24 protein-coding genes are annotated in these 21,438 nt (G+C 73.3%); 10 read left to right on the forward strand and 14 right to left on the reverse strand.

The window, feature by feature from the left end; genetic code table 11:
* The first annotated feature begins 4 nt into the window (after positions 1–4).
* A complete protein-coding gene (locus E1262_RS12650; protein ID WP_132103491.1) occupies positions 5–1,264 on the forward strand; it encodes an APC family permease in 1,260 nt (419 codons plus the stop codon).
* On the opposite strand, the gene E1262_RS12655 is transcribed toward E1262_RS12650, so the two are convergent.
* Together E1262_RS12655 and E1262_RS12660 are read right to left on the reverse strand one after the other, a co-directional pair.
* Complete coding sequence (locus E1262_RS12655; protein ID WP_132103492.1) at positions 1,250–2,203, reverse strand: asparaginase; 954 nt, start codon at positions 2,201–2,203, stop codon at positions 1,250–1,252. The genes E1262_RS12650 and E1262_RS12655 overlap by 15 nt on opposite strands.
* Before the next feature lie 69 nt (positions 2,204–2,272).
* On the reverse strand, positions 2,273–3,022 hold the full coding sequence (locus E1262_RS12660) for an SDR family oxidoreductase (RefSeq protein WP_132103493.1): 750 nt from the start codon (positions 3,020–3,022) through the stop codon (positions 2,273–2,275).
* A 91-nt stretch (positions 3,023–3,113) separates the two neighbouring features.
* On the opposite strand from E1262_RS12660, the gene dtd reads away from it, so the two are divergent.
* Together dtd and E1262_RS12670 are read left to right on the forward strand one after the other, a co-directional pair.
* Positions 3,114–3,545 carry a D-aminoacyl-tRNA deacylase gene (gene dtd / locus E1262_RS12665; protein WP_132103494.1) on the forward strand — a complete coding sequence of 144 codons (432 nt, stop codon included), beginning with the start codon at positions 3,114–3,116 and terminating at the stop codon, positions 3,543–3,545.
* A gap of 18 nt (positions 3,546–3,563) precedes the next feature.
* Positions 3,564–4,409: an NAD-dependent epimerase/dehydratase family protein gene (locus E1262_RS12670; protein ID WP_132103495.1), complete on the forward strand. Its 846-nt coding sequence runs from the start codon at positions 3,564–3,566 to the stop codon at positions 4,407–4,409.
* A gap of 4 nt (positions 4,410–4,413) precedes the next feature.
* On the opposite strand, the gene ygfZ is transcribed toward E1262_RS12670, so the two are convergent.
* From ygfZ to E1262_RS12685, 3 genes are all read right to left on the reverse strand, one after another.
* Positions 4,414–5,388: a CAF17-like 4Fe-4S cluster assembly/insertion protein YgfZ gene (ygfZ, locus tag E1262_RS12675; RefSeq protein ID WP_132103496.1), complete on the reverse strand. Its 975-nt coding sequence runs from the start codon at positions 5,386–5,388 to the stop codon at positions 4,414–4,416.
* Between the two features lie 29 nt (positions 5,389–5,417).
* Complete coding sequence (locus E1262_RS12680; RefSeq protein ID WP_132103497.1) at positions 5,418–5,936, reverse strand: heme-binding beta-barrel domain-containing protein; 519 nt, start codon at positions 5,934–5,936, stop codon at positions 5,418–5,420.
* A gap of 135 nt (positions 5,937–6,071) precedes the next feature.
* Positions 6,072–6,494: a YybH family protein gene (locus tag E1262_RS12685; protein ID WP_203453811.1), complete on the reverse strand. Its 423-nt coding sequence runs from the start codon at positions 6,492–6,494 to the stop codon at positions 6,072–6,074.
* A 65-nt stretch (positions 6,495–6,559) separates the two neighbouring features.
* On the opposite strand from E1262_RS12685, the gene E1262_RS12690 reads away from it, so the two are divergent.
* Positions 6,560–6,922 (forward strand): DsrE family protein, encoded by a 363-nt coding sequence (locus E1262_RS12690; RefSeq protein ID WP_132103499.1) that lies wholly within the window; start codon positions 6,560–6,562, stop codon positions 6,920–6,922.
* Between the two features lie 98 nt (positions 6,923–7,020).
* On the opposite strand, the gene E1262_RS12695 is transcribed toward E1262_RS12690, so the two are convergent.
* The 5 genes from E1262_RS12695 to E1262_RS12715 all read right to left on the reverse strand — a co-directional run bounded on the left by E1262_RS12695 (position 7,021) and on the right by E1262_RS12715 (position 10,165).
* Complete coding sequence (locus E1262_RS12695; RefSeq protein WP_132103500.1) at positions 7,021–7,317, reverse strand: DUF1416 domain-containing protein; 297 nt, start codon at positions 7,315–7,317, stop codon at positions 7,021–7,023.
* A gap of 5 nt (positions 7,318–7,322) precedes the next feature.
* A complete protein-coding gene (locus E1262_RS12700) occupies positions 7,323–8,171 on the reverse strand; it encodes a sulfurtransferase (protein ID WP_132103501.1) in 849 nt (282 codons plus the stop codon).
* Positions 8,168–8,611 (reverse strand): DUF4395 domain-containing protein, encoded by a 444-nt coding sequence (locus E1262_RS12705; protein ID WP_132103502.1) that lies wholly within the window; start codon positions 8,609–8,611, stop codon positions 8,168–8,170. Before E1262_RS12705 ends, E1262_RS12700 begins: the two co-directional genes overlap by 4 nt.
* Positions 8,612–8,865: 254 nt before the next feature.
* The gene (locus tag E1262_RS12710) at positions 8,866–9,270 is read right to left on the reverse strand and encodes a thioredoxin family protein (RefSeq protein WP_132103503.1); all 405 of its coding nucleotides are present in this window, start codon (positions 9,268–9,270) and stop codon (positions 8,866–8,868) included.
* 52 nt (positions 9,271–9,322) lie between these two features.
* Positions 9,323–10,165, reverse strand: coding sequence for a hypothetical protein (locus E1262_RS12715; protein WP_132103504.1), 843 nt, complete (start codon positions 10,163–10,165; stop codon positions 9,323–9,325).
* Between the two features lie 193 nt (positions 10,166–10,358).
* On the opposite strand from E1262_RS12715, the gene E1262_RS12720 reads away from it, so the two are divergent.
* Entirely contained in the window at positions 10,359–11,774 is a 1,416-nt protein-coding gene (locus E1262_RS12720) for a PQQ-binding-like beta-propeller repeat protein (RefSeq protein ID WP_132103505.1), read from the forward strand.
* A 482-nt stretch (positions 11,775–12,256) separates the two neighbouring features.
* On the opposite strand, the gene E1262_RS12725 is transcribed toward E1262_RS12720, so the two are convergent.
* Both E1262_RS12725 and E1262_RS12730 read right to left on the reverse strand, forming a co-directional pair.
* Complete coding sequence (locus E1262_RS12725) at positions 12,257–12,523, reverse strand: MoaD/ThiS family protein (RefSeq protein ID WP_132103506.1); 267 nt, start codon at positions 12,521–12,523, stop codon at positions 12,257–12,259.
* A gap of 7 nt (positions 12,524–12,530) precedes the next feature.
* Positions 12,531–13,361 (reverse strand): alpha/beta hydrolase, encoded by an 831-nt coding sequence (locus E1262_RS12730; protein WP_203453812.1) that lies wholly within the window; start codon positions 13,359–13,361, stop codon positions 12,531–12,533.
* A gap of 91 nt (positions 13,362–13,452) precedes the next feature.
* Between E1262_RS12730 and E1262_RS31910 the strand changes: the two genes are divergently transcribed.
* Genes E1262_RS31910 through mshD form a run of 3 tightly spaced genes read left to right on the forward strand, consistent with a single transcriptional unit; the run spans position 13,453 to position 15,937 of the window.
* Entirely contained in the window at positions 13,453–14,238 is a 786-nt protein-coding gene (locus E1262_RS31910; protein ID WP_132103507.1) for a response regulator transcription factor, read from the forward strand.
* A gap of 20 nt (positions 14,239–14,258) precedes the next feature.
* Positions 14,259–15,032 carry an alpha/beta fold hydrolase gene (locus E1262_RS12740; protein WP_132103508.1) on the forward strand — a complete coding sequence of 258 codons (774 nt, stop codon included), beginning with the start codon at positions 14,259–14,261 and terminating at the stop codon, positions 15,030–15,032.
* Positions 15,029–15,937 (forward strand): mycothiol synthase, encoded by a 909-nt coding sequence (gene mshD / locus E1262_RS12745; protein ID WP_132103509.1) that lies wholly within the window; start codon positions 15,029–15,031, stop codon positions 15,935–15,937. Before E1262_RS12740 ends, mshD begins: the two co-directional genes overlap by 4 nt.
* A 178-nt stretch (positions 15,938–16,115) precedes the next feature.
* Here mshD and E1262_RS12750 read toward each other — a convergent pair whose 3' ends face one another.
* Positions 16,116–18,656 carry an ABC transporter permease gene (locus tag E1262_RS12750; RefSeq protein ID WP_132103555.1) on the reverse strand — a complete coding sequence of 847 codons (2,541 nt, stop codon included), beginning with the start codon at positions 18,654–18,656 and terminating at the stop codon, positions 16,116–16,118.
* 2 nt (positions 18,657–18,658) lie between these two features.
* Positions 18,659–19,390, reverse strand: a complete 732-nt coding sequence (locus E1262_RS12755; RefSeq protein ID WP_132103554.1) for an ABC transporter ATP-binding protein — start codon at positions 19,388–19,390, stop codon at positions 18,659–18,661.
* Between the two features lie 141 nt (positions 19,391–19,531).
* On the opposite strand from E1262_RS12755, the gene E1262_RS12760 reads away from it, so the two are divergent.
* Both E1262_RS12760 and E1262_RS12765 read left to right on the forward strand, forming a co-directional pair.
* Positions 19,532–20,803, forward strand: coding sequence for a sensor histidine kinase (locus tag E1262_RS12760; RefSeq protein WP_132103510.1), 1,272 nt, complete (start codon positions 19,532–19,534; stop codon positions 20,801–20,803).
* Positions 20,791–21,435 (forward strand): response regulator, encoded by a 645-nt coding sequence (locus E1262_RS12765; protein ID WP_132103511.1) that lies wholly within the window; start codon positions 20,791–20,793, stop codon positions 21,433–21,435. The genes E1262_RS12760 and E1262_RS12765 overlap by 13 nt, the downstream gene beginning before the upstream one ends.
* The last annotated feature ends 3 nt before the right edge of the window (positions 21,436–21,438 follow it).

A 21,438-nucleotide genomic window follows, 5' to 3' on the forward strand; every position in this document is an offset into this window, starting at 1 on the left:
TCGGGTGACCCCACCGGACTCACGACTCTCACGGCGCCTCGGAACCGGCGACGCCGTCGCCGTCGGCCTCGGCGCGATGATCGGCACCGGCGTCTTCGTCGCCTGGCAACCGGCCGCGTCGGCCGCGGGCGCCTGGCTGCTCCTCGGGCTGGCGATCGCGGCGTTCGTCGCCTTCTGCAACGCGACGTCGACCGCCCAGCTGGCTGCCGTTCACCCGCGGGCCGGCGGCGCCTACCACTACGGGCGGCTGCGGCTGGGCGAGGCGTGGGGAGCGCTCGCGGGGCACGCGTTCGTGCTGGGCAAGTCGGCCTCGTGCGCGACGGCGGCGCTGGCCGCGGGCGCCTACCTGTGGCCGGTCCACGCGGTGCCGGTGGCGCTGGCGGCGGTCGTGGCGGTGACGGCGGTCAACCTCGCCGGGGTCACGAAGACGGCCCGGGTCGGAGCGGTGCTGGTGGCCGTCGTCGCCGCCGTGCTGGTGGTGGTCGTCGCGACGGGGCTGGGCGGCGCCGGGGTCGCGCCGGACTGGTCGTCCGGGGTCTCGTCCGGCGGAGTGCTGGGAGTGCTCGGCTCGGCCGCCGTGCTGTTCTACGCATTCGCCGGGTATGCGCGGATCACGACGCTGGGCGAGGAGGTCCGCGATCCTGCGGCGATCCCGCGGGCGGTCGTGGTGTCGCTGACGGCGACGCTGGCGCTCTACGCGGTGGTGGGGTTGACGGTGCTGCTGGTGCTCGGCGCGCCGGGCACGGCGGAGTCGTCGCAGCCGCTGCGTGACGTGGCCGCGGCGGCCGGCGCCGGCTGGCTGGAGCCGGTCGTGGCGGCGGGCGCGGCGGTCGCGGCGCTCGGCGCGCTGCTCTCGCTGCAGGCGGGGGTCGGGCGGACGGCGTTCGCGATGGCCACGTCCGGCGACCTACCGCGGACGCTGGCCGCCGTGCATCCGCGCCGCCGCGTCCCGCACCGAGCCGAGCTGGCCTCCGCCGTGGTGACGGTGCTGCTCGTACTGATCGGCGACCTCGCGACGACGCTCGCGGCGAGCGCGTTCGCGGTGCTGGTGTACTACGCGGTCGCGAACGCGGCGGCCTGGCGTCTGGACCCGGAGGAACGGCGGTGGCCGCGCTGGCTGTCCGCGGCCGGGCTGGTCTCGTGCGTGCTGCTCGCGGTGTCGCTCCCCTGGCGCACCGTGGTGGTGGGTGCCGCCGTCCTCGCCGTGGTGATGCTGCTGCGAACGGCCGCGCGGAAGCGTAAGGCGCGATCAGCGCAGAGCTGACCGGAGTTCGCCGACGGGGACGCCGCCGCCGAGGACGGGGGCGGAGGCGAGCTCGTCCAGCACCGGCGCCTCGACGCCCAGCCGCCGGAGGGCGGCGACCAGGACGACCATGCGGGCGCGGTAACCGCCGTCGTCGATCTTGACGGCGACGGCGCGGCCGTCGTCGAGGGCGGCGGCGATGACGGCCTCGGCACCGGCCTTGGCGAACAGGCCGGGCACGCCGCGGATCAGCTGCGCCTCGTCGCGGGTGGTGCCGCTGGTGTACTCGGGGTGCGCCTGGATCGCCTCGGCCACCCGCCGCTCCGGCGTCCCCGACGGCGCCAGCGCGAGCGAGCGGAACATCCGCGCCAGCCCGGTCAGTGGGACGGCGAACAGCGGCGCGCCGCAGCCGTCGACACCCGTGTGGGCCACGGGCGCGCCCGCCAGCGAGCCGACCGTGTCGCGGATCGCCGTCTGCAGCGGATGCGCCGGGTCCAGGTAGTCCTCCGTCGGCCAGTCGTTGACGACGCAGGTGAGCAGCATGGCGGCGTGCTTGCCGGAGCAGTCGGCGGTCAGCGACGACGGCTCGCCGCCCTTGCGCACGTAGTCGACCATCGTGTCGGGGTCGATCGGATAGCCCGGGGTGTTCCGCAGCGCCGACTCCTCGAGGCCGGCGAGTTGGAGGATGCGGCGGACGCCCTCGAGGTGGATCGGCTCGCCGGAGTGGCTGGCGGCCGCGAGCGCCAGCAGTTCGCCGTCCAGCGGCAGACCCAGCCGGAGCATCGCGGCCGCCTGGGCCGGCTTGTTCGACGAGCGCGGGTACATGGGAGCGTCGGCGCGGCCGGCGGCGAACGCCACCGACCCGTCGGCGGCCAGCGCGGCCACCGAGCCACGGTGCCGGGACTCCACCAGTCCCGACCGGACCACCTCAGCCACCAGGACGGCGTCGCCCGCGTGCATGTCGCTCCTCGTCTTCTCGCCGCAATTCCCTGCGACGATCCTGTCACGGGCCGCGGGCCGCCCCGGCAGTCAGATGGTGAAACCCCCGTCCACCAGCACCGACGTCCCGGTGATGAAGCGGCCGTCGTCGCCCGCGAGATGCGCGACGGTGGCGGCGATCTCGTCAGCATGGGCGTAGCGGCCCAGCGCCGTGTGTGACCGGATGACGTCGGAGTACGGCCCGTCCGCCGGGTTGAGGTCGGTGTCCGTCGGCCCGGGATGCACGAGCGTCGCCCGGATCCCGCGCCCGCCGAGGTCGCGGGCCAGTCCCTTCGTCAGCCCCACCAGCGCGGTCTTGCTCATCGTGTACAGCCCGTAGCCGGGGAACACCGTCCGATCGGCGACCATGCTGCCGATCGTGACGATGCTGCCGCCGCCGGTCATGTGCCGTGCGGCCGCCGTCGACGCCACGAACGGCGCCCGGACGTTCACCGCGACAGTGCGGTCGAACTCGTCGATGCCCAGCTGGTCGATCGGCCCGACGGGGTACAGCGCGGCGTTGTTGACCAGGATGTCCAGCCGGCCGAACCGGTCGGCGACGGCGTCGACGGCGTCCGCCAGCGCGGCGGCGTCGGCGCTGTCGACCGCGAGCGCGAGCGCCTGCCGTCCGGCCTCCTCGACCGCGGCGACCACCTTCTCCGCCGCGGCGGCATCGGTGACATAGGTGAAGCCGACGTCGGCGCCGTCGCGGGCCAGCCGGCGGACCACCGCCGCGCCGATGCCGCGGCTGCCGCCGACCACCATGGCCGCCCGGCCGTTCAAAGGGAGCTGCGTGTTCATGACGTCGATCCTCCGGCCCGCCGCCCGGCGATACTGGCGGCAATCGGCCGCGGCGTTGGGGCCCGCACCCGGCCGTGCGACGATGCGGGGCATGCGTGCGGTCGTGCAGCGGGTGACGTCGGCGTCGGTCTCGGTCGACGGGGAGGTCGTCGGTTCGATCGAGCCGGACGGGCAGGGCCTGCTGGTCCTCGTCGGCGTGACGCACGACGACAGCGCCGACAGCGCGGCCAAGCTGGCGCGCAAGGTGTGGGGCCTGCGGATCCTCGCCGACGAGCAGTCCGCGTCCGACGTCGGCGCGCCGATCCTCGTGGTCAGCCAGTTCACGCTCTACGCCGACACCGCCAAGGGCCGCCGCCCGTCGTGGGGCGCCGCCGCGCCGGGCCCGGTGTCCGAGCCGCTCGTCTCCGAGTTCGTCGCCGCGCTGCGCGGGCTCGGCGCGCAGGTCGAGACCGGCGTCTTCGGCGCCGACATGAAGGTCAGCCTGGTCAACGACGGCCCGGTGACGCTGCTCCTCGACACCTGACTCTCCGAAGGGAAGCCCATGATCATCGTGACCGGTGGCAGCGGCCAGGCCGGCCGGGCCTGCGTCGCGGACCTGACGGCGCACGGCTACGACGTCGTCTCGGTGGACCTCGCGCCGCCGGCCGACCCGTCGGTCCGGCACAGCCGCGTCGACCTCACCGACTACGGGCAGACGGTGGCGGCGTTCGCGGGCATCGACGACCGCGTCGACGCCGTCACCGGCATCGTGCACCTGGCCGCGATCCGGGCGCCGGGGTTGGCGCCGAACCCCGTCACGTTCTCCGTCAACACGCTGAGCACCTACAACGTGTTCGAGGCCGCCCGGCAGCTGGACATCAAGAACCTCGTGTGGGCGTCCAGCGAGACGGTGCTCGGCCTGCCGTTCGACACGCCGCCGCCCTACGTGCCCGTCGACGAGGAGTATCCGGGCCGGCCGGAGACGGCGTACTCACTGTCCAAGCTGATCGGCGAGACGATGGCTGAGCAGTTCTGCCGGTGGGATCCGGAGCGGAAGATCATCGGGCTGCGGCTGTCGAACGTCATGGACCCCGAGGACTACGCGCGCTTCGCCTCGTTCCAGGACGACCCGCTGCAGCGGAAGTGGAACCTGTGGGGCTACATCGACGCCCGCGACGCCGCCCAGGCGCTGCGGCTGGCCCTGGAGGCGCCGCTGACCGGCGCCGACGTGTTCGTCATCGCCAACGCCGACACCGTCATGAAGCGGCCGAACGGCGAGCTGCTGGACGAGGTCTTCCCCGGTGTGGAACGGCGGCGCGACGTCGGCGAGCACGACACGCTGCTGGCCATCGACAAGGCCCGCCGGGTGCTCGGCTACGAGCCGCAGCACAGCTGGCGGACAGCGTAGGCGGTCAGCGCAGCTGGGCCCGCACGTGCAGGCCGGCCTCCGGGTCGACGACGACCTCCTGCGCGGCGGCCACACCGCCGGCCAGCAGGTCGGCGCCGACCGGGGTGTTCCGCTTGACGACGGCGAGCGCGATGGGGCCCAGCTCGTGGTGGCGGGCGGCCGAGCCCACGGTGCCGACGGTGCGGCCGTCCAGCTCGACCGGGTCGCCGTGCTCGGGCAGTGTGTCGACGGAGCCGTCGAGGTGCAGCAGGACGAGCCGGCGCGGCGGCCGTCCGAGCGTGTGCACCCGGGCGACGGTTTCCTGGCCGCGGTAGCAGCCCTTGTCGAGGTGGACGGCGGTGCCGATCCAGCCGACCTCGTGCGGGATGGTGCGGTCGTCGGTGTCGAGACCCTGGCGCGGCTCACGCGCCTCGATGCGCAGCGCCTCGTACGCCCACACGCCGGCCGGCTGGGTGACGTACGCGGCCAGTTCGGCGCGCGGGACGAACACGTCGCGGCCGCGCTCGGTGACGCGGCTCAGGTGCGCCGCGGCCGGCTGGGTGACTGGCTCCCACACGACGGCGTATTCGTCCGTCACGTCGGTGACCTCGACCTGGGACCAGAACTTCATCTTCTCCAGGTAGTCGCGCAGCGGCTCGGCCGAGGACCGCTCGACGTGGAACCAGAACGAGTCGCCGTCGTCGATGCCGTACAGCGCGTGCTCGACCCGGCCGTTCGCGTCGAGGACCAGCGCGGACGTGGCCCGGTGCGGCTCGAGCCGCTCGACGTGCTGGGTGATCAGCTGGTGCAGCCAGGTCAGGCGGTCGGGGCCACCGACTCGCAGGACGCCGCGGTGGGAGAGGTCGACCGCGCCCTCGCCGGCGACGAGGCGGCGCTGCTCGCGGAACGGGTCGCCGTAGTGCGCGGCGACGCCCTCATCGGGCTCGGTGGCCGCTACGGCTCCGGGGGTGTCGAGCAGCGGGCTGCGGTAGGCATCCATGTCTTCATCCAACACCGCGGACGGACGAATCAATCCTTCGCGTCGGTGGCGCCGGCGACCCGCTTGAGTTCGGCGGACAGGTGCGGCTGCAGCTCGTGGCCCATGGCCGACATCTCGTAGACGTACATGAGCGCGCCGTTGACCAGGCCGTACAGCCGGTGGCCGGTGCGGTAGTCCTTGGCGGGCTCGGTCTTCAGCACGCCGCGGGTGGCGAGCTCGACCCGGGCCGGCTCGGTCCGCCCGAGGTAGATCTCGACGAACCCGGTCGGGTGCGTGAGCAGCACCTCGATCTCGTCGTTCTCCTGCGGCCGCCAGTAGCCGGTCTCGCGCGCCGCGGGCCGCACGAGGTTGCCGTCCTCGTCGAGGATCCAGCTGCGGCTGCGGTAGGAGAGGAACGGCCTGTCCGGCACGTAGGTGAACTCGACCTCCTGGCCGAACCGGAACGCCTCGATGGTCGGGTAGTCGCCGAGGCCGGCGCCCTCCCAGCGGCCGAGCAGCCAGGCGATCGGCAGGCAGGCCGGGTGGAGGTCGTCGGGGATCTCGATCACGACGGGCTCAGGCCTGGCCCTTGAACAGCTTGTAGACCACGAACAGGCCCATCAGGCCGGCGGCGGCCGTGACCAGGACGAGGATGCTGGTGAAGACGAGTTCGAGCACGGTCCGGAGTCTATCCGGTCGACGGCTCAGGCCGGCGGCAGGAGGTCCATCGCCGCGGTCCCACTGGGGAACTCGACCGGCAGCGAGACGTGCTCGTGCGTGATCGACCACGCGCCGTCGGCCCGCCGGAGCGTGTCGCTCGCGCGCACCCAGTAGCCGACCTCGCGCCCGGTGGCCAGGGTGCCGCTGGTCCGGATCAGCATGTGCACCGCGGCGACGTCACCGCCCGCCTCGATGTGCAGGTCGCTGATCTCCTGGCCGATCGGGCCCGCCCACCGGCCGAACCAGTCCGCGAACCGGCCGCGCAACGCGTCCGATCCGGCGTACAGCAGTGGCGGCACGAGGTCGAAGTAGACGATGTCGTCCGAATAGAAGGACATGAGCCGCTCCAGGTCCTTGGACCGGATGGCCTCCGAGCGGTGCTCCAGCAGCGCGCTGATCTCCGTCATGGTGTCGGTCATACCCATATCGACGCCATGACGCAGCCGGATGTGAGTCTCGTAGGCTTGCGAGCATGGAGCGACGTCTCGTGGTCAAGGTCACTGCCGGCTCTGACGCGCCGGAACGGTGCTCGCAGGCGTTCACCGTCGCGACGACGGCGCTCGCGGCGGGCGCGACGGTGTCGCTGTGGCTGACCGGCGAGTCGGCGTGGTTCGCGTTGCCCGGGCGGGCCGCCGAGTTCGAGCTGCCGCACGCCGCGCCGCTGCCCGACCTCCTGGACGCACTGCTGGCCGGCGGGACGGTGACGTTGTGCACCCAGTGCGCCGCCCGCCGTGACATCGGCCCGGGCGACGTCATCCCGGGCGTCCGTATCGCCGGCTCCCCGACCTTCGTCGAGGAGATCATGGCCGACGGCGTCCAGGCCCTCGTCTACTGACGCCGGTCAGCAGCACCCGGCGCCGAGCCCCCACTTGCATGATCATCAACCTTTTGCGCTGCCATAACGGCGCAAAAGGTTGATGATCACAGGACCGATCAGCCGACGTAGACGTCGACGTCGGTGACGCCGACCTCGGCGACGACGGCGCGGTCGACGGGCTGGGCTCCTGGCGCGAGGGTGCGCAGGGTCCAGGTGCCCGGCGCGGCGAAGAACCGGAACTGGCCGGTCGCGCTGGTCGGGACCTCGGCGGTGAACTCGCCGGTCGCGTCCAGCAGCCGCACGTACGCGCCCGCCAGGGGCGCGTCGTCACGGTGGACGACGCCCTGGATGACAGTCTCCTTGGTCACATCGACCCCTTCCAACGACACGCCGCCGGTGGTGGCTCCGCACATGGTGATCACGCCGTCCCGGGCTCGTCGCCGATCGCGACCGGAACGCCGACCAGCGAGCCGTACTCGGTCCACGAGCCGTCGTAGTTCTTGACGTTCTGGATGCCGAGGATCTCGCGCAGCACGAACCAGGTGTGCGACGAGCGCTCGCCGATGCGGCAGTAGGCGATGGTGTCCTTGCCGAAGTCGACGCCGGCCTCACCGTAGAGCGCCCGCAGCTCGTCGTCGGAGCGGAAGGTGCCGTCGTCGTTGGCCGCCTTGCTCCACGGGACGTTGGCCGCGGTCGGGATGTGGCCCGGGACCTGCGACACCTCCTGCGGCAGGTGGGCCGGGGCGAGCAGCCGGCCGGCGTACTCGTCTGGCGAGCGGACGTCGACCAGGTTCTGGGCGCCGATGGCGGCGACGACCTCGTCGCGGAAGGCGCGGATGGAGCTGTCCGGGTTTTTGGCGGTGTAGGTGGTCGCCTCACGCGACGGGACGGCGTCGACGAGCTGACGGCTCTCCAGCTCCCAGATCTTCCGGCCGCCGTCGAGCAGGCGGACGTCCTCGTGGCCGTAGACCTTGAAGTACCAGTAGGCGTACGCGGCGAACCAGTTGTTGTTGCCGCCGTAGAGCACCACGGTGTCGTCGTCGGAGATGCCGAGACCGCCGAGCAGCGCCTCGAACTGCTCCTTGTTCACGAAGTCGCGGCGGACCGGGTCACGCAGGTCGGTGGACCAGTTGACCTTCACCGCGCCGCGGATGTGGTTCTTGTCGTAGGCGGCGGTGTCCTCGTCGACCTCGACGAGCACCACCTTCGGGTTGTCGAGATTCTGCTCGACCCAGTCGGCCGAGACGAGGCTGGACTCGCGGCTCATGACGCGACCTCCGTGGTGTTGGGTTGGGATGGGAACAGACGCCGGTAGGCGAGGTAGATCTCACAGCCCAGGCAGAAGCCGAAGGCGGCGTTCAGGAACGCCGCGGCCAGGGCGGCCGCGACGGCGACGTACGCGACGACGGTCAGCCCGGCCGCGAAGGCGATGACGCCGACGACGGCGAACACCAGCCCGACGGCCTGGGCGAACCGGGGTGGCGCGGCGTCTTCGAGCTCGCCGGGCGGACCGAGCCGGGGCCGCACGAGCCGCGCGTACAGCAGCCCGTACGGCGCCCGGGGCAGCCCGAGCAGCGCTCCGGCCGCGAATACCACGCCCTGGACGGCCAGCAGCCAGGCGCTGCCGGTGACCAGGGCGGCCGCGAGGACGACGCTGGTGAGCGCGGCCGCGAACCGGGGACCCCGGGGGTCGATGCGAGTCGGCATGGTCCTCCTGACGTGGACGGAACGGGAGACGATCGTCAGGAACGGCAGCAGGCCGGAGGGCGCGGAATCGAGGATCGCGCGGCGGGGCCGTTCCCCGTCAGGGCAGACAGAGCATGGACGCGGCGCGACCGAAGTCGATGGCGCGGCGCTTCCAGAGCTCTGTGCCGAACATGGCACAGAGGGTACGGGCGACGGCCCGCCGTCGTCACGCCCGTATCAGATAACGAGATTCGCCGTCTCGGAATCCGGCCAAATCAGGCGGGGAGGGCGGCCCGGACGTCGGCCAGCCGCGGCGCACCGGTGGCTCGCCGGACGATCCGGCCGCTGCCGTCGAGCACGAGCGTGGTGGGCGTGCGCATGATGTCCAGGCGGCGGACGAGCTCGAGGTGGTGCTCGGCGTCGATCTCGACGTGCACGACGCCGTCGGTGTCGGCGGCGACGTGCGCCAGCGTGGCGCGCGCGGCCCTGCACGGCTGGCAGAACGCCGTCGAGAACTGCACCAGCGTGGCCCGTTCGCCCAGCGGCGCTCCGAGTTCGTCCGGCCCCAGCAGCGGCTCGTCCACCCTCGCCTCCACCACCCGGCCGTCGCGGGCCCGCCGCCACAGCCCGAACGCCGTGGCGGCCGCGAGCACGATGACGACGACCACCAGACCTGTCACACCGGGACAACGCACCCGCACTGCCGTCGGATTCCCACCGGAACTGACGGATTCAGCCGACGAAGATGCGGCCCAGCACGTAGACGACCGGCGCGGCGGCGATGAACGGCAGGCTGACCCGCAGCGGCAGGAACGCGGTGGCGCCGCGCGGCACCGCCGTGACCTCGGCGCCGTCGCCGGTGCCGGTCGCGGCGACCGCAGCGCCGCCCACCCGCAGCGGGACCGGTTCGGGCCGCGGCGTGAACTCGTCGGCCAGACGGTCGACGGCGGCGAACGCGACGGCTGCCAGCAGACCGGCGAACGTGGCGACGACGACGGCGCTGACGGCGGGCACGGCGTCGCCCACCCAGTCGGTGGTGAGCACCAGCGCGCCGGCGCCCAGCGCGGCGAGCAGCACGCCGACGAGCCGGCGCACCGCCCGCGACATCGGCACCGACTCGGCCAGCCCGACCGCGCCGACGCCCAGCAGCGCGAGCCCCACCGGGTACTCGCCGTCAGCCGACTCGCGCAGCGCCAGCCAGGCGACCGGCAGCACCGCCAGCACGCACGCGGTGACCGCCACGGCCAGCGACGTGGTCAGTCCGGATCGCCCGTCCCGCCGCAGCAGCTGGACGACGATCGACGCCACCAGCGTCGGGCCCAGCAGCGCCGCCATGGGCGTGAGGTCGGAGCCGCCCTCGGACCACGTCCACCCGAGCGCGCCAAGCCCCGCCACCAGCGCGATGCCGGCGGACCATCGAGCCGCGCCGGCCCGGGCCGCGGCCACGCCGCCGAGCGTGAAGATCACGATGACCAGGGCGATGCCACCGGCCAGAAGCGTGCTCCCCGACGCCGAGGCGAGCGCCAGCACGCCCGCGAGGGCGACGACGGCAAGCGAGGCATGAACGGAGGGCACCTTTGAATGCTCGCAGACGCGGACCGCCCACCCACGCCGAAATGACAACAACTCCACAACAGTCCGGCCGACCCCGAGGCACGGCGTGATCTCTGTCTCGCTGACTGGACGGGGATCGCTCCCCTACGGTATATGGCACATCGTTCCACGTGACCGGGCACACCTGCAGGTCGATAGAGAGGACCCCCTGGAGATGACGAACACACGCGGCCGCCTGACGGTGCTCCTGGCCGTCGCCGCGGTCGCCCTGACTGCGTGCGGCGACGACTCAGAGCCGTCGGCGGAGGAGACCAGCACCGAGGCGCCGAGCGAGGCGCCGTCGGGCGAACCGTCCACCCCGCAGGAGACCACTCCGGAGTTCAGCTGCCCGCCGGAGCTCAGCGCCGAGCTGCCCGCAGGCCTGGACCCGGACAACTGCTGGTCGCACGAGGGCCTGGAGCGCCCGGCGCTGATCGACGGCACTGTGTTCGCCCTCGAGCCCGACGCCTCCGATCCCACCACAGATCGCCACATCGTCGCGCTGGACGCCGAGACCGGCGAGCGACTGTGGAAGTCCGAGGTGCTGCCGGGCCCCGTGTCGGCACTGCGGGCGACCGAGGTCGACGGCGGCCCGGGCGTCGCCGTCGTGGTCACCGAGAACGACGCGGGCGACGCGGTCACCGAGGCCTCGACGGCGTGGGGGTACCTCGCCTGGCCGGCCGACGCCGGCGGCGAGGACGGCGGCGACGCCGGCAGTGCGGACCCGTCCTTCCCGGCCGAGGTGCACATCACCGTCCCGCAGGGCGAGAACCCGCACACCGAGGTGTTCTGGACCGATCAGGGCGTGCTGGCCGGCGACTTCCTCCTGAAGCCGGGGGCCACCGAGTTCGTCCCGGTCAACCGTGACCCGGAACCGATGCTCGTCGGTGACTACGATCTGGACGAGTACTTCGCGGGCGTCTCCGGTGACCTGCTGATCTCCTACGTCCGCGGCATCGCCTACGAAGTCTCGGAGAACGGCGACACCTACGTCGGCTGGCTGGCCCGCACGTTCGACGGCGCCGAGGCGTGGAACACCGTCGCGTCGACGCCGAACGAGGAGGACCTGCTGTTCGCCGAGGGTCCGAACCAGCTGACGATGCTGGTCGGCTCGTACCTGCTGACCATCGCCGCGACGGACGAGAACGCCACCGCCTTCGAGGTGGCCTGGCTGGACGCCGCCACGCACGAGCCGGCCACGCCGTCGGCCGCCGACCTCGCCGGTGTGCAGCCGGTCATCGCCGACCCCGGCCGTCTGGGCGGCGCCGGCGCCCTGCTCTCCCCCGACGGACGGCGCCTGTTCACGGGCTGGTCGAATGGGGCGCTGGTCCTGGACGTCGGGGCCGGCACGGTCACCCCGGTCGCGGCGGATTTCGCGATCCAGGGGTCCGCGATCGACGACTCGACGGTCTACGGCGCCACCGAGAACGGCACGCTGACCATCGACCTCGCCAGCGCGGAGGCGACGGCCATCGACCCGCCGCACGAGAGCTTCGACCTCATCGACGGCGAGTTCGGCGTGGCCCTCCTGGAAGGGGGTGTCGGCGAGACGTCCTACCTGGTCGGCGGCCGCCGCACCGACGCCGGCTGATCATCAAGGCTCGGCGACATCACGAGGACTTCTCCCGCTCCACGAGGTATGCATGCCTCGTGGAGCGGGAGAACCCGTCCTTCCGCCGCGCTGCCCGCACTGCGCAGGGCCCGCTCACCGTAATCGTTCAGGGCTCTTCTGCTCGATCCGTGGCTCCTTAACACCGGTGAGCGGCCGCGGCGGGATCGTGTTCTGCCGAGCGCGTGGCACGTGGCCCACGTTGGCACAGGGTGTGTGGCGTTGGCCGTCCCCCTGCTGCCCGATTGCACGTCCGCCCACGACACCACCCGTCAGTCGACGCTCGCCGACACGTTCAAGCCGCCGGGAGGCCAGCGGGGCCGCCGTGCTGCTGTCGGACCGGGTGGCGTTGCTGTCGTCAGGGCCACAGCAATCACCCACCGAGCACAGCGATCTCACACCGTCCTCGCCGCGCGCATCGAACGCGCAGAAACCCGGCTCTCATTCAGCTCGACGATGTGCGTTCAGAGCCCGCCGCCCGCGAACGGCGGGAGCAGCTCGACCGCCGACCCCTCGTGCAGGACGACGGTAGCGGGGTCGCGCGACCCGGCCGGGGTGCCGTCGACGACGACGGCGCAGATGTCCAGGACCGCGGTGAAGCGCGGGCTGTCGCGGTGCGCCGAGCGGGCCGCGGCCAGCGCCTCGGCGAGTGTGCCGGCGTCGACGACCTCCTCGGGGATGCCGGCCGCCGCGCGGATGGCTGCCCAGTACCGCAGCGTCACCTTCGCCATCAGGACATCATGCCCGCACTGGCGCGACGGCGACGGTGTGCTCGTCGAGCCAGGCGCCGATGCGGCTCACCAGTGGCTCGGTGGTGCCGGCCTCGGCGTGCCCGAAGCCGCGCTCGAGCCAGAGCGTGGCGACCGGCGCGGCGGCGTGCACCTGCCAGGCGTGGTGCACCGGGAAGTAGTCGTCCTTGTCGCCGTGCACCACCAGCAGCGGGACGTCTAGCTCGGCGGCCGCCGCCCGCGCATCGATGGGGTCGGGTGTCGACCAGCCGGCCGGCGAGACGCGGGTGCGGCGCAGCAGCCGCAGCAGCACGCGGCCGGGCTTGGTGAGGATGAGCCGCAGCAGCGTCCGCATGGCGGCGGTGCCGCGGTAGAACCACTCGCCGGGGACGCTGACGGCGGCCACCGCGCCGACGCCGCGGTGCAACGCCCCGTGCCGGATCGCGACCGCCGAGCCGAGCGAGAACCCGAGCGTCGCCACGCGCCGGTAGCCCAGGGCGTGGGCCCAGCTCACCGCGGCGTCCATGTCGAGCACCTCGCGCCAGCCCAACGTCGAATGGCCGCGCGACCGGCCGTGGCCGCGCAGGTCGAGCAGGACCACCGACGCGTGCTCGCTCAGCCAGCTCGCGATGCGCCTCATCTGCGGGCTGCGCGAGCTCTGGGTGAAGCCGTGCGCGACCACGACGGCGAGGTCGCCGGCGCGGCCGTCGCGGCGTGGGAAGTACCGGGCGTGCAGCAGCGTTCCGTCGGCCGCCTGCAGGCGGCGCGAGTGTCCGGAACGTTGCGGGCGCGCGTCCGGTCGGGGTTCTGTGAGTGCCCCGGAAATGTCGAGGTCCGGCATATCAGCTATTCTCTCTCACCAAGGGACCTGGGCGATGACGCCTACAGGTCCCTTCTGCGTTCACCGGCCCCGGCCGACTGGAGGTCGCGACATGGCAACCATCGTCCTGCTGACCAACTCGCTGCAACCGTCGGCGGAGGTGCTGCCGGCCCTCGGGTTCCTGCTGCACGACGTCCGAGTGCTTCCAGCGGAGGCCTCCGCGCTCGTCGACGCGCCAACGGGTGACGTCGTCGCGGTCGACGCCCGCCGCGACCTCTCCCAGGCGCGCGGCCTGACCCGGCTCATCCGCACCACCGGCGTCGACGTCCCGCTGATGGCCATCGTCACCGAGGGCGGGCTGGCCGCCGTCACCGCCGAGTGGGGCATCGACGACGTCTTGCTCGACTCCGCCGGACCAGCCGAGGTCGAGGCGCGGCTGCGGCTCGCGCAGGGCCGGCTGGCCGCGGCCGGCGACGACGCGCCCGACGAGATCCGCTCCGGCGACCTCGTCATCGACGAGGCCACGTACACCGCGAAGGTGGCCCGGCGCACGCTCGACCTCACATACAAGGAGTTCGAGCTGCTCAAGTTCCTCGCTCAGCATCCCGGCCGCGTGTTCACCCGCGCTCAACTCCTCCAAGAGGTGTGGGGCTACGACTACTTCGGTGGTACCCGCACGGTCGACGTCCATGTCCGGCGGCTGCGGGCCAAGCTCGGCGCCGACCACGAGTCGCTGATCGGCACCGTGCGCAACGTCGGCTACCGGTTCGTCCCTCCTCAGCAGGGCCGTTCGGGACGCCCGACGGCCAGCGTCCCGCTCCCTGACGACGAGGACCTGCCACCCGCTCGGGCCGAGCGGGCCGAACAGAGCGGCATCAGCATCACGCTGTCCGACTGACCTGCCGATAGGGTCGCCCTATGGGCGACTACGTGCAGGTGGGTCCCGTCCGCACCTGGTACGACGAGCACGGTGAGGGCGATCCGCTGGTGCTGCTGCACGGCGGGCTGGTCGATGCCCGCTGGTTCGAGCCGAACCTCGCGCCGCTGGTCGAGCGGTTCCACGTCTACACGCCCGAGCGGCGCGGTCACGGGCACACGCCCGACGTCGAGGGACCCATCACGTACCAGCTGATGGCCGACGACACGATCGGGTTCCTCGAGCAGGTCGTCGACACGCCGGCCGACGTCGTGGGCCACAGCGACGGCGCGTTCGTCGCGCTGCTGGTCGCCCTGCAGCGGCCGGAGCTGATCAACCGGCTGGTGCTCATCAGCGGCGGCTTCAGCAAGGACGGCGAGGCGGCGCCGGACGAGGAGTGGGACGTCGACGCGATCACCCAGTTCCTCGGGCCGGCCTACGGCGAGGTCTCGCCCGACGGCGAGGAGCACTTCCCGGTGGTCGCCACCAAGATCGGCGAGATGGCCGCGAAGGAGCCGTACCTCGACCCGGCCGAGCTGGCGAACGTCCCGCACCGCACCCTGCTGGTGTTCGCCGACGACGACCTGGTGACCATGCGGCACGCCGTCGACATGTACGAGGGGATCCCGAACGCCGAGCTCGCGGTGGTCCCCGGCACGTCGCATTTCATGACGCAGGAGAAGCCACACCTGGTGAACGCGATCGTGGTGGACTTCCTGACGAACGAGCCGGTGCCGACCGTCGCGCCCATCCGGCGGGCGCCGGCCGCGCCATGAGCGTCGCCCGCGTGTTCGAGGCCACCGAGGTGGCGGAGCTCAGCGCACTGGCGGACCGGGCGAGCGCGGCCGACGGCGTCGCCCCGTTCGCCGACGACCTGTTCCCGGCCGCGCGCGACGGCGCGACGACGGCGGCACTGTCCGTTCGCGCCGGCGACCGCCTCGTCGGGGCGGCGTACGCGGCCGCACAGGGCGACCGGCTGGCCGCCGAGCTCGTCGTCGACCCGGCGTACCGCAGGCAGGGGCTGGGCGGCGCACTGCTCGCCGACCTGCTGGACTTCGTCACCGGCGAGCTGTGGCTGTGGTCGCACGCCGATCACCCGGGCGCCGTCGCGCTGGCCCGGCGGTACGGCCTCGAGCGCGCCCGCGAGCTGCTCCAGCTGCGCCGCCGGGTGGCGCCGGGGTCGCTGCCGGAACCGCGGCTGCCCGACGGGGTCCGGCTGCGGCCGTTCGAGCCCGGCCGCGACGAGGCCGCCTGGCTGGAGGTCAACAACGCAGCGTTCGCCTGGCACCCGGAGCAGGGCGGCCAGACCCTCGACGACATCCGGTCCGCCGAGACCTCGCCCGACTTCGACCCGGCCGGCTTCCTGCTCGCCGTCGACGCCGACGACCGGCTGCTCGGCTTCCACTGGACGAAGGTGCACGCGCACGACCCGAACCCGGGTCCGGGCGGGGTGGACGAGCCGATCGGCGAGGTCTACGTGCTGGGGGTGGCGCCGGACGCGCATGGCCGCGGACTGGGCGGCGCGCTCACCGTCGCCGGGCTGCGGTACCTGGCCGACGTCGCCGGCGTACGCACCGTCACCCTCTACGTCGAGGGCGACAACACCGCTGCCGTCCGCCTCTACGAGCGCGAGGGCTTCACCCGCCACGCCGTCGACGTCGCCTACCGCCGCGACGCCTGACGGGGGCGAATCAACGATCGCCCACATCACGAGGATCACCCGAGCCTCAACACGCCTGCAAGCGTGTTGACGCAGCGGAAAACCTCATGATGGCCCCGAATCGTCGGTGAAATCTCACCACGTGGACACCGGAGCACGGCTGTGCCCGCTCTTTCCCCGTCCGCCTGATAGCTGCCCGTCATTCCCGCAGGCCGATCGCGTCGACGGGGCGCAGCCGCAGGGCCGCGCGGGCCGGGAGCCCGATCGCCAGGAATCCCAGCAGCGCGGTCACCAGCACGATCCCGCTGAACCCGGTCGGTGAGATCGACGGCAGCGGCGACTCGGTCAGCCCGACGCTGACGCCGACCAGCGGCGGCAGCGCGACCAGCAGGCCGACCACGACCGACACCGCGACGATCACCGCCGTCTCGACGCGCATCATCGCCAGCACGTGACGCCGGCCGGCACCGGCCAGACGCAGCAGCGCGAACTCGCGGGTCCGCTCGGCCGTCGCCATGACCAGCGTGTTCACCACTGACACCGCCAGGTAGGCGAGCAGCGCGAGGATCGCGACCAGGCTGGTGGACGACTCCGCCGCGCGCTCGGCGGAGCCGGCCGCGGTCAGGTCGGCGCCGGTCCCGGCGACCAGCCCCGGGTGGTCGTCGGTCACCCGCGCGACGGCGTCGCCGGCGGCATCGGCGTCGCCGCCGACCAGCACCCAGCTGTCCAGCCCGGTGGTCGTGTGCGCCGCCAGCTGGTCGTGCGGCAGCGTGACGTCGCCGAAGCCCAGGCCGCGGCCGTAGACGGCGACCACCGTCGGCTCGATCTCGGTGCCGTCGCCCAGCACCAGATCGACGGTCTCGCCGACCGACGCGCCGAACGTCGCCGCGGCGGTGCGGCTCAGCGCGACCGTGCCGTCGTCGAGGGCGCCGAGGTCGCCCTCGCGCACCTCCAGGTCGAGGGTGTGCTCCAGCCCGTCCGGGTCCAGGCCCTGGGCGGGGAACGTCTCCATGGTCGGCTCGCCGAGCTCGGAGTAGCGGACGACGATCTGGCTGTGCACGACCGGCGTCACCGTCGTGTCGTCGTCCAGCTCCCGCCGCAGCTCCTCGGTCACGGCCGGGGCGACGCCGCCGTCCTGCCCCGTCACCACGTGGTCCGCCACGACGCCGTCGATGGTCTGCCGGCCGGCCGCGGCGGCCAGCGTGCTCTGGCTGAACAGTTGGAAGGAGACGAACGCGACGGCGAGCACGATCGGGGTGACGGCCGCGGCCAGCCGGCGCGAGTTGGCCCGCATGTTCGCCGTCGCCAGGTAGCCGTGCACCGGCGACAGCCGTCGTACCGGCCCGCCCAGCAGGCCGGCCGCCGCGCCCAGCAGCCGTGGCCCGAGCAGCGCCACGCCGATGGCCAGCAGGAGCACACCGCTGGCCGCACCCGCGACGCCCACCATGCCGGGCACCAGCAGCGGGATGCCGGACGCCGCCACGCCGAGCAGGAGCAGCACCAGGCCGGTGACGACCCGCCCGGCGCCCAGCTGCGACTTCTCGACGGCGCTCTCCCCCAGGGCCTCGACGGGGTTCAGCCGGGACGGCCGCCGGGCCGCCACCCACCCCGCCAGCCGGGCCGTGACCAGGCACAACACGACGGCGCCAGAGCCAGGCACCGGGCCCATGGCCAGCTGGAAGTCCTCCGGCAGCAGCCCGGAACCGGCGAACGCCCGGCCCAGGATCACTGCCAGCAGGTAGCCGGGCACCGCGCCGATGACGGCGGCGGACGTCGCGAGCAGCATGACCTCGGCGCCGACCAGCCGCCGGACCTGCCTGCGCGTCGCGCCGACGGCGCGCAGCAGGGCGAACTCGCGCCGCCGCTGCTGGATCGACAGCGCCATCGTGCCGGCCACGACGAACATCGCGATCAGCACCGTCGTGCCGCCCAATGACGCCGCCAGGACCGTCAGCTCGACGCGGGCCCGGCCGATGTCGAAGAACTCGACGTGGCCGCGGGCGTCGCCGGTGTACGTGCGCACGTCCGGCACGGCGTCGGCGATCCGGTCGGCCAGGTCACCCGCGGACTCGCCGTCGGCCGCGACCACGCCGATCGCGTCCCAGCGGGCCGACTCGTCGACGCCGGCCAGCGCAGCCACGGCGTCGTCAGTCAGGAAGACCGCGGACTCCCGGGCGTCGCCGTCCGGCCGCGACACCACGCCGGTCACCGTGTACGCCGACGCGACGCCGCCGACGGCCAGCTCGATCCGGTCGCCGGCGTCGATGTCCAGGGCGGACGCGAGGTCGTCCTCTACCGCCACCTCGACGTCGCGCTCCGGCGCCGCGCCGCCCTCGGCGACCGCGAACGGCGTCAGCGCCGTCGCCGACCAGCCGTGTCCGGCCACCGGCCGCTCCGTCTCCGCCACGGCGCCGTCGGCCACCACGCTCACCGGGACACTGACGTCCCCGACCGCCTCGGCCACGCCCGGCACGTCCGCGACCGCGTCGACCACGTCGGCCGGCAGCCGGACCCGTTCGGACAGCCCCAGGTCGGTGTCCTCGACGACGGGCAACGCCTGGACGCCGCCCACGACGGCGTCGGCGCCGGCGTAGCGCTGCGGCGGCAGGCCGCCGCGGACCCCGGACTCCACCAGCACGGCGAGCGCCGTCACCAGCGTCGAGGCGAGCAGCACGGCGAGGAACGCGCCGGCCGATCCGGCCTTGCGGCCGTGCATCGTCTTGCGGGCGAGATCGCGCATCTTCACCACGCCCCGAGCTTCGTCATCCGGTCGGCGACCAGCTCTGCCGTCGGCGCCTCCATGACGCCGGTGAGCCGGCCGTCGGCCAGGAACAGCACGCGGTCGGCGAACGACGCCGCGACCGGGTCGTGCGTCACCATGATCACCGTCTGGCCACTGTCGTCGACGATCCGGCGCAGCAGCTCCAGTACCTGCCGGCCGGTCCGGGTGTCCAGCGCGCCGGTGGGCTCGTCGGCGAACACCGCGTCGGGCTGGGTGACCAGCGCCCGGGCGATCGCCACCCGCTGCTGCTGTCCGCCGGAGAGCTGGGCCGGACGGCGCCGCAGGTGCTCGCCCAGCCCGACCGACCCGGCCACACGTGCGATCCAGTCGCGGTCGATCTCGCGACCGGCCAGCCGCAGCGGCAGCGACACGTTGTCCTCGACGGTCAGTGAGGACAGCAGGTTGTAAGCCTGGAAGACGAAGCCGATGCGGTCGCGGCGGACCACGGTGAGCTCGTTGTCGGACAGCGAGGACAGCTCGGTGTCGCCCAGCCGGACCGAGCCCGACGTCGGCCGGTCGAGCCCGGCCGCGCAGTGCAGGAACGTGCTCTTGCCGGACCCGGACGGGCCCATCACGGCGGTGAAGGTGCCGGTGGCGAGGTCGACGCCGACCTCCTGCAGCGCCGTCACCCGGTTCTCGCCGCTGCCGTAGACCTTGGTCACGGCGTCGAGCCGCACCGCCGGAGCCGTCATGGTGTGCACGTCGTTCCTCCTCGTCAGGACCTGTTTCCGACGCTACGGACCGGCGGCAGCGGCGACGATCCCGCTGACTCCCGGATCGATGGTGGTGCTGGGTATACCGTCCGGCGGCGCCGGCTCGGGCATGCTGAGGTCATGAGCAGAGTGCGCACGGCGACGGTGGACGCCTGGCGCGCGCTGCTGTTCCTGGCGCGCGGCATGCCCAGCGCGGCGGTAGCGCTCGTGCTGGTGATCCGGGTCCTGCTGGTGGCCGCCCTCACGCTGATCATCGTCGGCTGGCCGCTGATCCCGTCGACGGTGCGAGCCCTGCGCCGCTGGGCCGGCGACGAGCGGCGCCGGGTCGAGGCGTACACCGGCAGTACCGTGCCGGCGCCGTACCCGGCGCCGGACGAGCTGCCGCGGGACGCGCCCGCCGTGCCCGTCCGGGCCTTGCTGGCCGAGCCGGCCACCCGCCGCGATCTCGCCTGGGTGGTGATCCACGGTTTCACCGGCCTGATCGCCGGCGTGCTGGCGATCCTGCTGCCGCTGGCCATCCTCAACGCCCTCGCGGTGCCGTTCTACTGGTGGGCGATGCCCGAGGACGAGCCGGCCGCCTCGCCGTATCCGGTCACGTCCTGGGCCGGCGCGTTCGGGATGCTGGGGCTGGCCGCCGGGTACGCGCTCGTCACGCTGGTGCTGCTGCCGCTGCTGGCCCGGTGGCAGGCGGCGGGCGTCCGCCACCTCCTGGCACCGACGAAGGACGCCCGGCTGAGCCAGCGGGTCACCGAGCTGACCGCGACCCGGGCGGCCGCGCTGGAGGCGCACGGCGCGGAGCTACGGCGCATCGAGCGCGACCTGCACGACGGCACCCAGAACCGGCTGGTCGGCGTCATCATGCATCTGGGCATCGCCGAACGGGCGCTGCGCCGCGACCCGGAGTCCGCGCTGCCGCTGCTGCTCAAGGCGCAGGACCAGGCCGCCGACGCGCTGGGCGAGCTGCGCGACGTCGTCCGCAGCATCTATCCGCCGGTGCTGGCCGAGCGGGGTCTCGACGGCGCACTGGCCGCGCTGGCCGCCCGCTGCGCGGTACGGTGCACGCTGCGCGTCGACGGGCTGCGCCGGCTGCCCGCCGCGCTCGAGGCCGCCGCGTACTTCGTCGTCGCCGAGGCGCTGACCAACACCGCGAAACACAGCGGCGCCGAGCACGCCGACGTGACCGCGACGCTGCGGCCACCGGCCGCGGCCGGCGAGAGGGAGACGCTGGTGATCGAGGTCCGCGACGACGGCCACGGCGGCGCCGACGAGTCCGGCGGCAGCGGGCTGGCCGGCATCCGCCGCCGGGTCGCCGCGTTCGACGGCCACACCGAGGTGACCAGCCCCGTGGGCGGGCCGACGGTCGTGCGGGCGGTGATCCCGTGCGCGTCGTGATCGCCGAGGACGACACCCTGCTCCGCGAGGGCCTGGTGCTGCTGCTGGCCAACGAGGGCATCGAAGTGGCCGCCGCCGTCGACAACGCCGACGGCTTCCTCGCCGCGGTGCGCGCCGAGCGGCCGGACGCCGCCGTCGTCGACGTCCGGCTACCGCCCGGCTTCACCGACGAGGGCATCGCCGCGGCCGCCGCCGCCCGGCGCGAGCGGCCCGGCCTGCCCGTCCTCGTGCTGTCCGCCTACGTCGAGGACAGCTACGCCACCGAGCTGCTGGCCGGCGGCGCCGACGGCGTCGGCTACCTGCTCAAGGAGCGGGTCGGGAAGGTCGAGCAGTTCCTCGACGCCCTGCACCGCGTGGTCGCCGGCGGCACCGTCATGGACCCCGAGGTGGTCTCGCAGCTCATGGTCCGGCGCCGCGCCGACGACCCGGTGCGGAGGTTCACCCCGCGCGAGCGCGAGGTGCTGGCGCTGATGGCGGAGGGCCTGGCCAACCCCGACATCGCCGAGCGGCTCGTGGTCACCGAGACCGCGGTCAGCAAGCACATCCGCAACATCTTCGCCAAGCTCGGCCTCGCGCAGGGCGACACCGGTCACCGCCGTGTCCTCGCCGTGCTCGCCTACCTGCGCTCCTGACGG

This window comes from Jiangella aurantiaca, assembly GCF_004349105.1.
Lineage (GTDB): Bacteria > Actinomycetota > Actinomycetes > Jiangellales > Jiangellaceae > Jiangella > Jiangella aurantiaca.

Bases quoted from the DNA above. Each gene is read 5' to 3' on its own strand.
- E1262_RS12655 (WP_132103492.1), bottom strand. From the start codon at position 2,203: ATGCACGCGGGCGACGCCGTCCTGGTGGCTGAGGTGGTCCGGTCGGGA.
- E1262_RS12660 (WP_132103493.1), bottom strand. From the start codon at position 3,022: ATGAACACGCAGCTCCCTTTGAACGGCCGGGCGGCCATGGTGGTCGGC.
- dtd (WP_132103494.1), top strand. From the start codon at position 3,114: ATGCGTGCGGTCGTGCAGCGGGTGACGTCGGCGTCGGTCTCGGTCGAC.
- E1262_RS12670 (WP_132103495.1), top strand. From the start codon at position 3,564: ATGATCATCGTGACCGGTGGCAGCGGCCAGGCCGGCCGGGCCTGCGTC.
- ygfZ (WP_132103496.1), bottom strand. From the start codon at position 5,388: ATGGATGCCTACCGCAGCCCGCTGCTCGACACCCCCGGAGCCGTAGCG.
- E1262_RS12685 (WP_203453811.1), bottom strand. From the start codon at position 6,494: ATGACGGAGATCAGCGCGCTGCTGGAGCACCGCTCGGAGGCCATCCGG.
- E1262_RS12690 (WP_132103499.1), top strand. From the start codon at position 6,560: ATGGAGCGACGTCTCGTGGTCAAGGTCACTGCCGGCTCTGACGCGCCG.
- E1262_RS12695 (WP_132103500.1), bottom strand. From the start codon at position 7,317: ATGTGCGGAGCCACCACCGGCGGCGTGTCGTTGGAAGGGGTCGATGTG.
- E1262_RS12700 (WP_132103501.1), bottom strand. From the start codon at position 8,171: ATGAGCCGCGAGTCCAGCCTCGTCTCGGCCGACTGGGTCGAGCAGAAT.
- E1262_RS12705 (WP_132103502.1), bottom strand. From the start codon at position 8,611: ATGCCGACTCGCATCGACCCCCGGGGTCCCCGGTTCGCGGCCGCGCTC.
- E1262_RS12720 (WP_132103505.1), top strand. From the start codon at position 10,359: ATGACGAACACACGCGGCCGCCTGACGGTGCTCCTGGCCGTCGCCGCG.
- E1262_RS12725 (WP_132103506.1), bottom strand. From the start codon at position 12,523: ATGGCGAAGGTGACGCTGCGGTACTGGGCAGCCATCCGCGCGGCGGCC.
- E1262_RS12730 (WP_203453812.1), bottom strand. From the start codon at position 13,361: ATGCCGGACCTCGACATTTCCGGGGCACTCACAGAACCCCGACCGGAC.
- E1262_RS31910 (WP_132103507.1), top strand. From the start codon at position 13,453: ATGGCAACCATCGTCCTGCTGACCAACTCGCTGCAACCGTCGGCGGAG.
- E1262_RS12740 (WP_132103508.1), top strand. From the start codon at position 14,259: ATGGGCGACTACGTGCAGGTGGGTCCCGTCCGCACCTGGTACGACGAG.
- mshD (WP_132103509.1), top strand. From the start codon at position 15,029: ATGAGCGTCGCCCGCGTGTTCGAGGCCACCGAGGTGGCGGAGCTCAGC.
- E1262_RS12750 (WP_132103555.1), bottom strand. From the start codon at position 18,656: ATGCGCGATCTCGCCCGCAAGACGATGCACGGCCGCAAGGCCGGATCG.
- E1262_RS12755 (WP_132103554.1), bottom strand. From the start codon at position 19,390: ATGACGGCTCCGGCGGTGCGGCTCGACGCCGTGACCAAGGTCTACGGC.
- E1262_RS12760 (WP_132103510.1), top strand. From the start codon at position 19,532: ATGAGCAGAGTGCGCACGGCGACGGTGGACGCCTGGCGCGCGCTGCTG.